The 17297-nt window shown below is 43.1% G+C and carries 8 protein-coding genes and 1 pseudogene; 6 read left to right on the top strand and 3 right to left on the bottom strand.

The window, feature by feature from the left end:
* Positions 1-3 precede the first annotated feature (3 nt).
* The gene (locus tag ABHC48_RS04865) at positions 4-1152 is read right to left on the bottom strand and encodes a GntR family transcriptional regulator (protein ID WP_227200107.1); all 1149 of its coding nucleotides are present in this window, start codon (positions 1150-1152) and stop codon (positions 4-6) included.
* A 5-nt stretch (positions 1153-1157) separates the two neighbouring features.
* Positions 1158-1310: a DUF6783 domain-containing protein gene (locus tag ABHC48_RS04860; RefSeq protein ID WP_320054993.1), complete on the bottom strand. Its 153-nt coding sequence runs from the start codon at positions 1308-1310 to the stop codon at positions 1158-1160.
* On the opposite strand from ABHC48_RS04860, the pseudogene ABHC48_RS04855 reads away from it, so the two are divergent.
* From ABHC48_RS04855 to ABHC48_RS04835, 5 genes and pseudogenes are all read left to right on the top strand, one after another.
* A pseudogene (locus tag ABHC48_RS04855) lies at positions 1248-1409 on the top strand (DUF6783 domain-containing protein); the annotation flags it as partial. The gene ABHC48_RS04860 and the pseudogene ABHC48_RS04855 sit on opposite strands and share 63 nt — an antisense overlap.
* Positions 1410-1911: 502 nt before the next feature.
* On the top strand, positions 1912-2895 hold the full coding sequence (locus ABHC48_RS04850; RefSeq protein ID WP_148461385.1) for an ABC transporter substrate-binding protein: 984 nt from the start codon (positions 1912-1914) through the stop codon (positions 2893-2895).
* A 168-nt stretch (positions 2896-3063) separates the two neighbouring features.
* On the top strand, positions 3064-4620 hold the full coding sequence (locus tag ABHC48_RS04845; RefSeq protein ID WP_347505182.1) for a sugar ABC transporter ATP-binding protein: 1557 nt from the start codon (positions 3064-3066) through the stop codon (positions 4618-4620).
* Positions 4620-5681 (top strand): ABC transporter permease, encoded by a 1062-nt coding sequence (locus ABHC48_RS04840; RefSeq protein ID WP_195408827.1) that lies wholly within the window; start codon positions 4620-4622, stop codon positions 5679-5681. The genes ABHC48_RS04845 and ABHC48_RS04840 overlap by 1 nt, the downstream gene beginning before the upstream one ends.
* Positions 5678-6697 carry a sugar ABC transporter permease YjfF gene (locus tag ABHC48_RS04835; RefSeq protein ID WP_118577724.1) on the top strand — a complete coding sequence of 340 codons (1020 nt, stop codon included), beginning with the start codon at positions 5678-5680 and terminating at the stop codon, positions 6695-6697. The genes ABHC48_RS04840 and ABHC48_RS04835 overlap by 4 nt, the downstream gene beginning before the upstream one ends.
* Positions 6698-6813: 116 nt before the next feature.
* Here ABHC48_RS04835 and ABHC48_RS04830 read toward each other — a convergent pair whose 3' ends face one another.
* The gene (locus tag ABHC48_RS04830; protein ID WP_226836841.1) at positions 6814-7365 is read right to left on the bottom strand and encodes a prolyl-tRNA synthetase associated domain-containing protein; all 552 of its coding nucleotides are present in this window, start codon (positions 7363-7365) and stop codon (positions 6814-6816) included.
* A gap of 581 nt (positions 7366-7946) precedes the next feature.
* On the opposite strand from ABHC48_RS04830, the gene ABHC48_RS04825 reads away from it, so the two are divergent.
* Positions 7947-17258 carry an InlB B-repeat-containing protein gene (locus ABHC48_RS04825; RefSeq protein WP_227198760.1) on the top strand — a complete coding sequence of 3104 codons (9312 nt, stop codon included), beginning with the start codon at positions 7947-7949 and terminating at the stop codon, positions 17256-17258.
* Positions 17259-17297 lie beyond the last annotated feature (39 nt).

Below are 17297 nucleotides of genomic sequence, written 5' to 3'. Positions count from 1 at the left end.
AAATTAATTATGTGATTTCGGCAGTGATAACTGCCATGGGACTTCCTGCGAAGAGACAGGGAGTCCTTTTAATTTGTTTATGCTCATTTGGGCGGCCAGAGTACCAGGCTGGTGTGTCTGGTGTGTCAGTGTTGTGGCGCGGAGCAGACCAGATGTGGTAAGGTAGCTGGTATTGAAGGCGGCTAGTGCTATTGTGGTTTCGAAACTATGGTCGGCGGAAGTAGTCTTGAATCCAGTGCTTTGAAGAGAGGATGAAAGGGAAGCATGAGTTGCTATCTTTTTCTCCTGTCCAAGCGACAGCTCTTCCCATAACAGCCATGCAATAAAGTCATCCTCACAAATAAACGCAGTGCAGTCGGGGGTGATCCGTTCTAGAAATTTTTTTAGGAAGCTGATATCCTGGCTCTGACGGAAATCATCCAGTTCCTGTGTGGTGTACCAGCAGATGTTGCGGTCTGGTACAGTCAGCCCCTGATTTTGCATAGCATCCAGAAATCCCTGGTAGCGTTCAAGTCCCCGCTGATCGTCCATCTGGAAAATACCGGCGATAGAAGAGTGGCCTTTTTCCACAAGACTTTGCACCAGAAGACCAGCCCCATATAGATTATCTTCATAGATTACTGGAATCTGAGACAACTGGGGATAAGCACATTCCAGGAACAAAATGGAAGTTCCCCTTTGTATCAGCCTTTGATAAAGCTCTGTATTAGGTGATGGTAAGGCGCTTTTTACAGGCTCCACAATAAGTGCCCGCAGCGGACTTTTCAAAAGAAACTGAAGGATTTGCCGTTCCTGGTCCACATGATTGTGAGTGGGGTAAACCTTGCAGGAAAATCCCTCCGCAGCCAGCGCCACACGAATATCATTTATCAGTGCAGGATATTCATATTGCTGTTCATCGGGAATCAGAATTCCAACTATATTCCGGTCTTCCAGGCTGGAAAGTCCGGTAATGTAAGCTCCGCTCCCTTTAATGCGGCGGATTTCCCGCTCATCTTCAAGAACCGCCAGCGCAGCCCGGACCGTTTGTCGGCTGACACGGTATCTGACAGCCAGCTCCTGTTCGGTGGGAAGCTTGTTGATTCCCTTTTGAATAGAATCTGAAATGATTTCTCTTAGCTGTTCAACCAGCCATTTATATTTGATCGCCATATATTTTAGTTCCTCTTTCTTAGGTTAGAGCGTGTTTGAAAAAGCATTCCTGCAATCTGTACGCCCCACTTTGCGGTATATTTTGCCCGAATTCGGTTGTCGTAGCCCGCTACGACGCCCTCCTCCGGACAAAATCTCCCACAAATTGTGACGCACATCTTGCAGAAAGCCTTTTCCAAACACGCTCTAGAGCGTGTCTGAAAAAGTATTCCCGCAATCTGTCGCGCCACTCTGGTTTTTTTATTTTGCTGGGATAGTTATTTCATAAAATTTTCACATGAATTATTTATGATTTCCCAATAAATCTTCTGCTTTTTCACTTCTAAAACCCAAAATATTATACCTTTTTTCAAATGATCAAACCTTTTTTTTCCAGCTTAGACAGTTTGCCAAATCGAAAAACATAGAAAAAGGTGTAATATTTTTCACAAAATCATAAGAAAACAAACTTTCTAAATGAGAAATCATAAAATATCACCCCTTTTCCTGCCTGAAATTCATTATAATATAAATTTGTCTGTATTTCACTATGAAAACCAACAAATTTGTATTGTTTGAACTGACGAAACAACCAAAAGACGGGAAAACAATATTGAAATTTATGTTGATTTTCGCTAAATTATAGACATCAAGAAGAACACGGATTCAAAGAACGGACGGAAAGCTAAGACAGCAAACGGATCAGTGTTGAACGAGAAACCAATGGCAGGCGCGACCTGCAAAAGTATTTTTTCTAAAAGAAAGAGAGGAATAATCACTATGAAAAAGAAATTAGCAGTTATGGCACTCGCAGCAGCAACACTCAGCATGATGGCTATGCCGGTTTACGCTGACGATCTGGTAACAGTTGGATACGCTCAGGTTGGACATGAATCAGACTGGCGTACAGCAAACACCCAGAACTATCAGGATGTTTTCTCAGAAGATGCCGGATACAGCCTTGATCTTGTAGACTGCGACAATGACAATGCTGCACAGCTTGAAGCAGTTCGTACATTCATTAGTAAAGATATGGATTACATCGTAATCGCTCCGATCCAGTCCGCTGGCTGGGACACCGTCCTTCAGGAAGCACAGGATGCTGGAATCCCTGTAATCATCGCAGACCGTGAAATCGAAGCAAGCGACGATTTATATGATGCATGGGTTGGAACAAACACAACAAACGAAGGTATTACAGCTGGTAACTGGTTAGCTGAGTACCTTGGCGATAAAGACGCTAACATTCTTGTAATCGAAGGTTCCGTAGGAGCTTCCGCAGCACTTGGACGTACAGAAGGATTCAATCAGGTAGCTGGCGAGCATGATAACTGGAAGATTCTTGATTCTCAGTCCGGTGATTTTACACAGGCTGGTGGTCAGGAAGTTATGGAATCCTTCATCAAATCCTATGAGGGACAGTTCAATGTAGTTGTCTGCCAGAACGATAACGAAGCATACGGCGCAATGGATGCAATGGATGCAGCAGGTATCACCTACGGTGTTGATGGCGATGTAACTCTTATTTCCTTCGATGCAACACATGATGGACTTCAGTATACATTAGATGGAAAGATCAACTGTGATGTTGAGTGTAACCCGATCCAGGCTGAAGTTGTTAAGGGCGTAATCGAGAAAATGCAGGCAGGCGAAGAATTTGAGAAGACAACACTTGTTGAGGATCAGGCATTCGTAGCACCTGGAATCGAGAGCGAATATGCAACAACTATGACTGATGAAGTTCTGGCTGGACGTGCTTACTAATCAGAAAAATCAATCGGAGAGTGTGAAAACAGCAGAGCTGTGAAACAATCCGTAAACATCGAAATTGGTTATCAGCAAGCAGCTGAAAAACGATAAAGATGAACAAATAGGGGAGGAAAGTCCCAAGGCGGATTTTCTTCCCCTTAATTTTCGCGAGCAACGAGGAGAATGAAAAATGAAGTTGATAACGGGAAGGGAGGAATCGCGTTGGAAGCAGGAGTAGTATTGAAAATGCAGGGAATCTGCATGACATTCCCAGGTGTAAAAGCACTGGAAGGCGTGGATCTGACATTGAAAAAAGGTGAAATCCGCGCGCTGATGGGAGAGAATGGCGCGGGTAAATCCACATTGATCAAGTGCCTGACCGGCGTAAATAAATTTGAGGCTGGAGAGATTTATCTGAAAGGATTTGATCATCCCATCGTAAATAAAGATACCATGGACGCCCAGAAGAAGGGCATTTCTACTGTATATCAGGAAGTAAACCTCTGTCCAAACCTTTCGGTGGCAGAGAATCTTTACATAGGCCGCGAGCCGCTGACAAAGCTTGGAACGGTCAACCGAAAGGCAATGAACCGTCAGGCAGCTGCCCTTATGAAACAGCTGGAGCTTGACGTTGATGTAACACGTAATCTTGAAGAATATTCACTGGCATTGCAGCAGATGATCGCAATTGCCCGTGCTGTAGATATGGACTGTAAGGTGCTCATTCTGGATGAGCCCACATCTTCACTGGATGATCGTGAAGTAGAAAAGCTTTTTACCATGATGCGCAGACTGAAGGAGAAAGGTGTAGGAATCATATTTGTTACTCATTTCCTGGAACAGGTTTATGCAGTATGTGACGGAATTACCGTTCTTCGAAATGGTCAGCTGGTTGGCGAGTATGAGATCGCAGATCTTCCGAGAGTGAAGCTGGTAGCAGCTATGATGGGAAAAGATTTCGACGATCTTGCTTCCATTAAACCGGAGAGCACAGGAGATAAGAGAAAAGAGCCGATGGTAATCGAAGCCCGTGGCTTAAGCCACGCAGGAACCATCAAACCATTTGACCTTGATATCCACAAAGGAGAGGTTATCGGTCTTACCGGACTTCTTGGAAGCGGACGAAGCGAACTGGCACGTGCTATTTACGGTGCTGACCGCGCCCAGACTGGTACTTTGAAAGTAAAAGGCAAGGAAGTTAAGGTGAAAAATCCTATTGATGCCATGCATCTTGGAATGGGACTTCTTCCTGATGACCGTAAAGCAGAGGGAATTGTTGCAGATTTGTCCGTAAGAGAAAATATCATCCTTGCAATTCAGGCAAAACAGGGAATTCTGAAAAAGATCCCTATGGCAAAACAGTGTGAGATTGCAGACAAGTATATTGATCTTCTCCAGATCAAATGTGCAAGCCGTGAGACCTTGATCAAACAGCTTTCCGGTGGAAACCAGCAGAAGGTTATCCTTGCAAGATGGCTTGCAACAAACCCGGATTTCCTGATTCTGGACGAGCCTACTCGAGGCATCGATATCGGTACCAAGACAGAGATCCAGAAGCTGGTTCTGAAGCTTGCGGATGAAGGAAAGAGTCTGATCTTCATTTCCTCTGAGATTGAGGAAATGCTCCGTACCTGCAACCGTATGGCAGTTCTCCGTGACGGTCAGAAGGTTGGAGAGATTGATGAGGCAGATATGAATCAGATGAACGTAATGAAAGCAATCGCAGGAGGTGAGCAGTAATGGGTAATTTCAAAAAACTGGCGCAGAAACGTCTGTTCCTTCCGGTTTTCAGTATGATCCTGGTCATGCTGATCAACGTAGTATATGATATTGCAACAGGAAGCGCACCGCTTTCCTTCTTTATGATTTCCATTAAGAATGGTGTACTTTACGGACGTCTGATCGACATCCTGAACCGTGGAAGTGAAATCGCCATACTGGCAATCGGTATGACACTTGTTGTATCTGCTTCCGGTGGTACTGATATTTCCGTTGGTTCCGTAATGAGTCTTTACGCAGGTGTCTGCTGTATGATCCTTGCAGGATACGGAAATGTAAATGTGCAGGAATATGCGCAGCCGCTGCTGGTTGGCATTGGAGCCGGACTTCTTGTCACTTTGATCTGTGGCGTTTTTAATGGATTTCTGGTTGCCTATATGAATATTCAGCCTATGGTCGCCACCCTGATCCTATGGTCAGCAGGCCGAGCAGTGGGACTTCTTCTTTGCAACAGCCAGATCGTTTATGTTCGTGTTCCGTCCTTCCAGAAGCTTGGCGCTTACTGCGGAATCATTCCAACACCGATCATTGTGGCTGCTGTGTGTGTGGCAATTGCTTCTATCGTACTTCGCTACACAGCACTTGGAACCTACATCCAGAGTGTTGGTATTAACAAAAAAGCTTCCCGTATCGCAGGCTTTAATTCCGCAAAGATCATCCTTATGTGCTATGCAATCTGCGGTCTTTGTGCAGGTCTTGCAGGTATGGTTGCAACCTCCAGAATCTATTCAGCAGATACCAATAACATCGGTCTGAACATGGAGCTGGATGCAATTCTTTCTGTAGCACTTGGTGGCAACAGCCTTGGCGGCGGTAAGTTTTCCCTGGCAGGTTCCATCATTGGAGCGTACACCATCCAGGCGATTACCACAACTCTGTATGCACTTGGTGTTTCTTCTGCACAGGCACCGGTATTTAAGGCAATCGTAGTTATTATCATCGTAGTAATTCAGGCTGAGCCAGCCAAAGCCTTCTTTAAGAAGCTGACAAAGAAATCAGGAAAGGAGGCAGCTCGGGCATGAAAAAGAAAAAAATAAACAGCAATAACCTGTTGCTGCTGATCACCATTGTATTATTCTTTGTAATGTATGCTGCAGGATGTATCGTATATGCGGACAAAGGCTTTACCCGTTTCCAGACATTTCTGAACATCCTGATCAACAATGCAGGTCTGATCTGCATCACAGCTGGTATGACATGCGTTATGCTTACTGGCGGTATTGATATTTCCGTAGGTTCCCTGGTTGCTATGGACTGTATGATCCTGGCAGTGGGAATTGAGCAGTGGGGATGGTCCAGCCCGGTACTTATGCTTCTGATCCTTGCAATTGGCATTATATTTGGTATTGTTCAGGGCTTCTGTATTTCCTACCTGGAAATCCAGCCTTTCATCGTTACTATGGCAGGAATGTTCTTTGCCAGAGGTATGACAGCTGTGATCTGTAAAGAGCAGGTAAGTATTGTTTCTGACAAGATTTTTACCACTCTTTCCAGCTTTAAGATTTCCCTTCCCTTTGGAGGGTATCTGAACAAAAAGGGAATCATGCAGTTTCCATACCTTCGTGTAACTGTTGTAGTTGCATTGATCGTAGTTCTTGCTATTTATCTGATGCTGAAATACACACGCTTCGGCCGCAGTATTTACGCAGTAGGTGGCAATCAGCAGTCTGCAACCCTGATGGGACTTGATGTTAAGAAAACACAGATGAAGGCATATATTCTTTCCAGTTTCCTTACTTCCATCGGCGGAATCTGCTACTGCCTGAATACCATGGCAGGTACCACCACCCAGGCAACCGGCCTTGAAATGGACGCTATTTCCTCCGCAGTCATCGGTGGTACACTTCTTACCGGTGGTGTAGGAAATGTACTTGGTTCCTTGTTTGGTGTATTGATCAATGGTACGATTTCTACTTTGGTTAAAACCAATGGAAAACTGATCAGCTCCTGGTCCAACATTGTAACAGCAATCCTGCTGTGCTTCTTCATTGTACTTCAGAGTGTATTTGCACTGGTAAAGGAGCGGAAGAGCAAATAAAAATTGAATAAAGAATGAAATGAGACAGGCGGGTACATGATTGAAATGTGTATCTGTCTGTTTTGTTTTGGGCATAATGGAAGAATGGGTAACATACAAATTAGTTAATTGCAATTTTATTCTTCCTGTCCCAATTTCACAAAAATCGGTTCATGTTTCATAGCCGGAATAATTTTTTCCATCATATCTTTCATATTAATTTTCAGGCTGGAGGTGTTAATACAAGGGTGACAGCCGATGTAAGGTTCCTTCAGGAGGTCTTCATCAATAAGCAGCTGCACATGATTTTCCTTATCGTTCATAAGTCCAAGTATACTGACAGAACCAGGTGTAATATCAAGGAATTTCTCCATATAAGTTTCATTGCCGAAGGAAAGTCTGGCAACGCCAAGCTGGGAAGATACTTCCTTTGTCTTAAACTTCTTGTCGCCTGGCAGGAGCAGCAGATAGAAGTTCGTTTCCTGGCGGTTGCAGAGAAACAGGTTTTTGCAGATTACTGCATCAAGCACTTTATCCACATCTTTACAAGCTTCAATGGTCATCAGAGTTTCATGGTCAATCCTCTGATAAGGCACCTGAAGTGCATCAAGAAAATCATAAGTACGTATCTCTTTTTCAAGTCTGCCCGTGGTATCTGCGGGACGTCCGTTTTCAAACTTTAATTCCATGGTGTTCTCCTTATGTATTCCCCCACAGGGTCTTTTTTTGTCAAATATCTGGGGAATATTGTAGCATTGAGAGTTTTTCTTGTAAAGTGGAGGATGTTCTCCCACAAATTGTGATGCACATCTTTTAGAAAACATTTTTCAAATACATTCCAGAATAGCGATGAATATTTCAGAAAATATGTGCATATATAAGTTCGGAGGCGGATATCTGCCCTTAGTTACGAATATAAGATGCACATTTTCGTAAATTTTTGTGCATTTCATTCCCTAAGCGTGCAGTTCATTCCCCAAAATCAGGATAGTGGAAAAGGAGGTGCTATAATTGAAACATAGTAGAGATTTAGCCGTATGGCTCACAGTGCCATACAGGCTGGAGCCTGTTTGAAAAATTATTCCCGCAATCCTTGCAGAAAATCTTTTTCAAGCATGCTCCGGAGCATCCAGTGAAGGACCGTAAAGATTCACCGGATCTCAAATGCTTTAATGTTATTGTTCGCTTTAGATTATACAAAACGTTATCGGTGGACAGTAACTGTTAAGCAACTGCCAACAAAAAAAGGTTGCGAAAAGGAGGAAGCATTATGAGGAAAAAGCAGTTTTTACAGTTCAGGAGAGCGATGGCAACGTTGCTGGCTGTAGCAATGATCGGGCAGAATACAGTGATGACCACCGCTGAGAATTATGTGGCTGATAATACAGCTGTGGTTGCAGAAGAGCAGGCTCAGGAACCGGGGGTTCAGGTTGAAGAGTCTGCATCACCGGCAGTTCAGGAATCAGCACCGGTTGCAGAAACACCAGCGGAACCGGCGGCGCAGGCAGTTGCAGAAACACCAGCGGAACCGGCGGCGCAGGCGGTGGCGGAGACACTAACGGAACCGGCGGCGCAGGCAGTGGCAGAGACACCAGCGGAACCAGCGGCGCAGGCAGTGGCGGAGACACCAGCGGAACCAGCGGCGCAGGCAGTGTCAGAAAAGCCAGCGGAACCGGCAGCGCAGGCAGAGGTGGAAAAGCCAGCGGAACCGGCGACACAGGCAGAGGTGGAAAAGCCAGCGGAACCGACGGGTCAGACAGTGGCAGAACCTGCCCAGAACAATAGCCAGGAAGAGAGTAAACCAGAAGAGCAGCCTGCTGCATCTGACTCTGGGGAAAATAAAGACCAGACTAATGTCGAAAATGGAGCCGAGAATTCTCAGGAAAGCCAACCTTCAGAAGAAGCGAAAGAAATTCTTTATCATGTAACCTTCGACGAGCACGCAGCAGATTTTGGAAAAATCCAGGTTCGCGGCGAAGGGGCTCCGGTGGAGAATATTTCTTCTTACAGAAAAGAAGTAAAAGAAAATGAAAGTTTTGCTTTTTCTGTTAAAGCAAACGATGGATATGAAGTAGACCATGTTTGCTTTGCAGACACTCAGGCAGATATTCAGAAAAATGCAGATGGTCTCTACGAGATCCAGGCTGTAACAAAAGATGAGAAAGTTACTGTTACATACAAAGCAGTAGCTCAGGAGCCAGTGGCAGAGCCACCAGCTGCAGAGAATAATATCGCATTATTAATGCTTGATGAAACAGATCACGAACAGAACGTTATTACTTATTATGAAGTTGTATTTAAATATGAGGATAAGGATGGAACCCTCCATACCTTAACTACTCAGCAGATAGAAAGTGGAAAAGCTGCAGTAGCACCTGCTGCACCTGAAAAAGATGGCTATCGTTTTATCGGATGGGATAAAGATTTCAGTAATGTAACAACAGATATGGAAGTTACAGCTCAGTATTCTGAAATTGGTGCAAAGGTAAAATATCAGATTATTTATCAATATACAGATGGAACTGTAGCAGCGCAGCCATGGGTAGCTGAATTTGAAAAAGGTGTAACTTATGAGAATACGATTACTTCACCTCAGTTAGAGGGTTTTAGTGTTGACCAGTCAACAGTAACTTTTAGTGGAAAAGTAGAGACAGATCAGACAATTACAGTTACCTATACAGGAACTGCAACAACTTATACAGTTAAGCATTTGCTTCAGAATACAGATGGAAAAACGTATACAGAAGATGCTAGTGAAACAATTGACGGTACTACAGGAACTACAACTGTAGCTGCAGCGAGAGCATATAAAGGCTTTACCTCACAAGAGGTGAGTCAGGCAAAAGTAAATGCGGACGGTTCTACTGTCGTTGAAATTAAATATGACAGAAACAGCTATCGTCTTACCTGGAATACAGACGGTGGAAGTTATGTTGAGCCAAGTGATATCCTGTATGGTGCTTCTATAACACTGCCGAAAGAGCCAACTAAGCTTGGATATACATTTAAAGGCTGGAATAATTGCCCAGCAACGATGCCGGCAGAAGACACTACTGTAACAGCGAAATGGGAAATTAATACAAGAGCTGCATACAGAATTATTTACTGGCAGGAATCATTGGAAACTCCAGGAACATATGAGATGGCTAAGAACAAGAATGGCGAAGCGGACATAGTTGATGGTACTGATGTTGTTGGAAAAAATATTTCTTATAGCGTAGAAAAAAATCGCTATGAGGGATTTGAACCTGCTGTAGAAAAGAATAAAGGAGATATTCAGGTTACAGCCGATGGGCTGGCTGTTAAGAATATTTATTATAACAGAAAGACATATACAATAATATTTTATGTTCCACAAAGACGAGATTATTGGGGAAATCCAGCTGATTGGAAAGTAGACAGTAATTTAGAAATTTCAGCACGATACGGTGAGGATGTTTCAGCACAGTGGAATGATTCTGCGCATAACCAATATTTATGGTCAACAGGAAAAGGGACAAACATATATTATACGTTGCTTGCCAACATGCCTGCCGAAAACTTAGTGATGTATGGGTATGATTTGAAAACTGGAAAAAACATTATATATTATACAGAGACTTTAGATAGTACAGCTGTAGCTGAAAAATATAATGTATATGCAACATTTAAAGCAGGCAAAGATATGTTTTTGACCGATGAGGATAAAATGCCAATTGATGGATTCAAATGGAAGTCATGGAGAAAAAAGGGAGAAGGTAATCTTTGGCTAAAATATTCTCGTAATTCCTATGTACTTCATTTTGCCAATTGTACCGGTGTTGCAGATGCAAGTATAAAATTTGAAGCCAATGTCTCCGGTTATAAACCATTGGATAAAGATGTACAGCCTCCAGCAAACGTGGACAGTGATTACATTTTTGCTGGTTGGTATACATCCCCGGCATGTGAAGATGGCACAGAATTTGACTGGCAAACAAAGATGCCATCCCATACCATTACATTATATGCCAAATGGAAAGCCCCAACATACACAGTAACTTTTAATCCAAATGGTGGAACAGTAACTGAGTCAACTTTGACAGTGACCAAAGGTCATACACTTGGAGATACATTACCAACACCAATTAAAGAAGGCGATGAATTCCTCGGTTGGTACACAGATGGATCTTTTACTCACAAATTTGTAAAAGAGTCACAGATTGTAAAAGATCAGACCCTTTATGCGAAATGGAAAAGTTCTGATATTATCACTTACTATATTGTAGCAAAGAATGTAGATGGAAAGGAATTATGGAGAAGCGAAGCACAGAGCATTGAGAAAGGAAAAAATGCAAGTGTAAACGCGCAGCCTATAGACGACTACTATCCGCAGGAACTTTCAAAGAGTGTAATTATAAACAATGATAAACAGGAGATTGTTTTCATCTATAAACCGCTTGAAAACTGGACTTATACGATTCGCTATGTAGACGAGAGTGGAAAAGAAATTGGAACAGCAGAGTCTGTGACCACAACTGATAATATGAAAACTGTTGTATATAAGGTTTTCGAGGGTTATCAGTTAACTTCTCCGGCGGTAGTACAGGCAATTAAAGGCCAGACTACTGAGATCGTTTTCACGTATGCAGCCCCAGAAGCAACATACACAGTAGAACATTGGCTTCAGAATCCAGATGGAACTTACTATAAGAAAGAATTTGAACTTCAGGGTGCAGAAAAGATTGGTGCATGGGTATCTGCGACACCTAAGGGTTATACTGGCTTTACTTGTGTAAGTGGAGAAATCGAGCGCAGTGGGGCTGTAGTAAAAGGCGGCGGTTTAATCCTTAAAGTTTATTATAACAGAGAGTCTCTTTCTGTAGAGGATTACACTGGCAAGTACGATGGCCAGGAGCATACCATCACTATTACAGCGCCTGGTATTGAGGGAGATGTGATTCAATATCAGATCGGAGACGGTCAGTGGACTGATCTCAATGACAATTTTACCAATCTTCCGAAATATAAAGATTGCGGAACTACTGTAATAAAGGTTCGTGTTGTTAATAATGGAAATGTGGGACCTGCAGTAGAAGCAAAGATAAGTATTACACAGCGTAAAATAACACTTACAAGTGCAAAGGACGAAAAATTCTATGACGGAACTCCACTGACGAATGACACTATTGTAGTTGGTGGAGAAGATGAATTCGTAGAAGGAGAAGGTATTGCTTCCTATGGAGTGACAGGATCACAGACAGAAGCAGGAGAATCTGACAATGTATTTGATTATACTTTGAAGGAAAATACCAAATCAGAAAACTATGAAATCCAAAAAAAATATGGAAAACTGAAAGTGAAACCAGTTGACACCGAGGTTGTAGTTACGATCACAGAACACAGTGGCACAGGTATTTATGACGGAAACAAACAGACCGTAACAGGATACGATGTAACGAATATCAGCAATACGCTGTACTCTGAAAAAGATTTTAGTTTCAACGGAAATGCGGTTATAGAAGGAACTAATGCAGGAAGTTACAATATGGAACTGAAGGCAGCGGATTTCGAGAATATCAGCAAAAACTTTACAAATGTAAAATTTGTAATTGTAGATGGAACTCTTGAAATTGCCAGACGCCCGGTAACCATCAAAGCCAAAGAGTCCAGCAAGGTATACGGAAATTCAGATCCTGCCTTTGACCTGGCAACATTGGAAAACAGTGTAGGAGATGAGCTTAAAGATCTTGATCTTGCAGTAATCAGAAGTGATGCAGGAGACGATACTATAAAGGTTCATGAGAATGTGCTGAGTATCCAGAACAGTAAAGAAGCTCTGGAAAAAGAATATACCAACTACACCTTTACCATTATCCCTGCAGACTTTACCATCTTCGAAAATGAAAATGGTCTGACAGTAAGTGCAGCAGATGTAGTAAAGGAATACGATGGAAACAGCTATGGAGTAACAGCGACAGCACGGATTAAAAATGCAGAAATTGAGAATCCAAATATAACAATCAAATATTGGAATGAAAAGACAAATGCATATGATCTGGACGAATCACCTGAATACAGGGATGTGGCAGATACTCCGGCAACTGTGAAATTTGAGGCGAGCCTGTATGGTTACAAATCCGTTCAGGGAGAAGCAACTGTAACGATTAATAAACGTTCTGTACTCCTCACCAGCGCCAGTGCTAGCAAGATTTACGACGGAACTCCATTAATCCGTCCGGATGTAACTATAGGTGGGGATGGCTTCGTAAATGGCGAAGTGTCTGATGTCAAAGCAATTGGAAGTGCTTTAAATGTAAGTGATAAGGATGTAAGGAATGAAATTACCTTTACTCAGAAAACTGGCTATAAAGCGGAAAACTACGATATTAAGTATGAACCTGGAACCCTCAGGATCACTCCAATTGTTGACGAAGTAACCATAACCATCACAGAGCACAGCGCTTCCCTGAAATACAACGGAGCGGAACAATCTGTTACAGGTTATGACACAGCAATTGACAACACCCTCTATAAAGAAACTGATTTCACTTTCAGCGGAGATGCCACAGCGAAAGGAACTGACTTTGGTTCATATCCGATGAATCTGAAAGCAGAAGACTTTACAAACAAGAATAAAAACTTTGCAAATGTAGTATTTGAAATTGTAGACGGACAGCTTGAGATTACCAAACGAGATGTGGAACTGATCAGTGGTTCTGACGAGAAAGTTTACGACGGAACTCCGCTGACTAAGAATCACATTCTGATCGCAGGTGACCAGTTTGTTCCTGGAGAAGGCGCAGATTATGATGTAACCGGAAGCCAGACAAATGCAGGATCAAGTGATAATGAATTCACTTACAGACTGAACAGCAGCACCAAGGCAATCAACTACAATATCAAAACTACTCCGGGAACCCTTAAGGTAACCCCGGTTACAGATAACGTAATTGTCACCATTACCGAACACAGTGGCAGCGCCAAATATGATGGCACTGAGAAAACAGTAACCGGTTATGACGTAGCAATAGACAATGAACAGTATACAGAAAATGACTTTACATTTAGTGGAAATGATGTTATTAAAGCAACAGATGCAGACATTTACAACATGGAACTGAAACCATCTGACTTTAACAACATAAGCCATAACTTCGCAAGTGTTACCTTCAAAATCGTAGACGGAACCTTGAATATTTCCAGACGAGATGTGACTCTGACCAGTGCAACAGACAGCAAGACATATGATGGAAAGCCACTGACCAATGATAATGTGGCAGTTGGCGGTGACGGCTTCGCAGAAGGAGAAGGTGCAGTATACAACGTAACCGGAAGTCAGACAGAGGCAGGCTTCAGCAACAATACCTTTAGCTATGAGCTGAAAGATAATACCAAACAGGATAACTACAACATCACACCATTTGAAGGAATCCTTACTGTTTCCTCCAGCGAAGATGAAGTAGTAGTAACAATCACAGGTAACAAAGATACTCAGAAGTACGATGGAACAGAGAAAACAGTAAAAGGCTACACAGTATCCATCACCAGTCCTTTGTATAAAGAAAGCGATTTCACTTTTGAGGGTACAGCTCTTGTAAAAGGAACAAATGCAGATACTTATATGATGGGACTGAGTGAAGAGAACTTTACAAATACCAATAAGAACTTCGCAAAAGTTACCTTCCACGTAATTGATGGCTCTCTTGTAATCGAAAAACGTAATCTGGTTCTTACCAGTGCAAGTGCCCAGAAGGTTTACAATGGAACAGAGTTAACAGCAAAGGATGTAACGGTAAGTGGCGATGGATTTGTCAAGGGCGAAGGCGCATCCTATGATGTAACTGGAACCCAGACAACTGTAGGTGACAGCGAGAATACATTCACCTATAAGCTGAATGAAAATACCAACGCTGATAACTACACCATTGAAACTGCGAATGGCAGCCTGCTTGTTACACCTGTAACAGATCAGGTTGTGGTAACACTGAAAGAAAACAGTGGTACAGAAGTCTATGACGGAACAGAGAAAACAGTTACCGGCTACACTGTAGCAGACATCAGTAACAAGCTGTATACGGACAAAGATTTCACATTCACTGGAAATGATGAGGTAAAAGGAACAGATGCTGGAATCTACGATATGGAGTTGAAGGCAGAAGATTTCCAGAACATCAACCCGAACTTTACAGACGTTGTGTTTAAGGTGGAGGACGGAGCTCTTGAAATCACCAGACGCCAGGTAACCTTCCAGGCTGACAGCGGCGAGAAGAAATATGACGGCGAGGAGCTTACGGTTCCTACATGGAAACTGGCAGATGGAACTCTGGCAGATGGCCAGCAGGAAATCGCACATGTAGAAGGAAGCCAGACACTGGTTGGCGAAAGCGAGAATAAGATCACAGATCTGAAGATTTTTGTAAATGCAGCAAGTCAGGAAACTGAGGGTAGCGAGACAGAAGCACAGGATGTGACAAAGAACTATTCCATTATTCTTCTTGCAGGACTTCTGAAGGTTACAGACGGAAGCGAAGAAGATCCGGTAGATCCAGGCCAGGTTGTAACCAAGACTCATGAGGATAAAACCTATGATCTGGATGAGAATGTTACATTTACAATCAATGTAAAGAATATCTATGACGAAGCGAAAACCGTAAGGATCATTGAAATTCCCGGTGTTGTAATTGAAGGTGCACCGCAGGAGACTCCGAACGTTCTCACAGTCGAGAAGGTTCCTGCAGGTGAAACTGTTACAGCAACAGCAACCTATAAAATTACAGAGACAGACATTGCCAACGGAAGCTTTGTAAATACGGTAAAAGTGGAATTCGAGGGTGGTAAATCATTTGAAAACACTGATACAGTAATCACCGTTGACCCGGTAAGAAGTTATACACTCACCAAGAAATCCAGTGAGAGCACTCACGAAAATGGAATGTTCAAAGCAGGCGAAACCATCCATTACACCCTCACTGTGACCAACACAGGAAACCAGACTCTGGAAAATGTAGAGATCACAGATACTCTGAATGCAGCCGGAACGATTTCCAACATTCAGGGCGCAGACAGTAAGCAGGATGGAAAGGTAACAATCTTTACAATCAGTAGCCTTGCATCAAAAGCAGAAGCAACCATCACTTATGACTATGTGGTACAGGAAGCAGATAAAGGCAATACGATCAGTAACGCAGCAGTGGGAACTCCTGCAAACCCAGAGGATCCAGATGGCGAGAAGCCAGGAGACAACACAGATAACCCGGTAGAAAATCCGAAGCTTGAAGTGAGGAAAGACATTGTTTCCATCACAGCAGCAGATGGAACCCAGAAGGACAAAGCAGGAAAAGCAGACCTGAACGACATCATTACCTACAACGTAACTGTAACCAATACCGGAAACATGAAACTCACAAATGTGAAGATTACAGACAGTCTAGAAGGAATCCAGCTTGCAGAAGGTCAGAGCTTTGACCTTGGCATCCTGGAAGCAGGAGAGGCAAAGACCGTAACCTACACCTATCAGGTGAAAGAATCTGACCTTGGAAAATCCATTCTCAATACAGCAACCGCAACAGGTGACGTACCGGAGAATCCGGCCGACACCCCGAAACCGGAAGGCAAAGATGAGAAAGAAGTTCCAACAGAAGATCCGGCAAATTGCAGTATTACAGTAACTAAACGGCTTACAAATATCCAGGGTGAACTCCTTGCAGTCCGTGCAGCAGACTTCTATGTGACATTGTTCTCCGACGAGGCAATGACTCAGAAGGCAGCTGACACAAAGATGATTCACTTTGATGAAAATCAGGGAACCTCTTCGGTAACATTTGACCAGCTGAAACGCGGTACCTACTATGTAGCAGAGACCGACGCAGAAGGCAAAGTCGTTGCAGAGGGTACCTACAACAATGGTTCTTATGTAGCACAGTATCAGGCAGGCAATAAAGTAGAGATTACGGAGAACGGAACAGCAGCACAGTTCCAGTTTGATAATCAGTTCCTGCTTCTGCCAGACGAGTACTATATTGTGAAAACCATCACAATTAATAAGACAGTTGTTAAGAAAAACGGCGAAGACCTGAAATCTGAAGAGACCTTCTATGCAGGAATTTTCAAAGATGAAGACTGTACACAGCTTGCAGACGGCGTAAGCCAGAACATTGTTCCACTTGTTATGGACGGTGAATCCACTGCAACAGCAAAAACAGAAGTTACAGTTCCTGTAGGCGGCGAAGAAATAAAACTGTATGTAACGGAGGTTACAGCAGATGGTACACCGGTAGCATTAAACGATACCTTTGAATATGATGTGGAAATAAATGACGGCTTTGTAACACTTTCTGAGACATCAGAAGATGCAACAGTCCTTATTATCAACACATCCAGAAAGGAAGAACCGGAACCGACAGCAGAGCCGGTACAGGAACCTACAGAAGCTCCTGCAGAGCCCACCCAGGCTCCTCAGATCACACAGCAGCCAGAGGACAGGGCAGTTACAACAAATGGCGTCAAGACCGGTGACGATTCACCTCTTACCCAGCTTGCATTCATGCTCTTCGCAGCCTCCGCTGCAATCCTTCTTATCATTTTTCTCAAGAAGAAAGATGAAAAAGATATAATGAAATAAGGCTTCCCCTTAGCCCCCTTTCTGGAAAAGCACTTCATG

The organism is Ruminococcus sp. 1001136sp1, assembly GCF_039841815.1.
In the GTDB taxonomy this organism is placed as follows: domain Bacteria; phylum Bacillota; class Clostridia; order Lachnospirales; family Lachnospiraceae; genus Blautia_A; species Blautia_A faecis.
The sequence above is the reverse complement of the archived record's forward strand: the minus strand, read 5'-3'. Positions and strand labels throughout refer to the sequence as shown.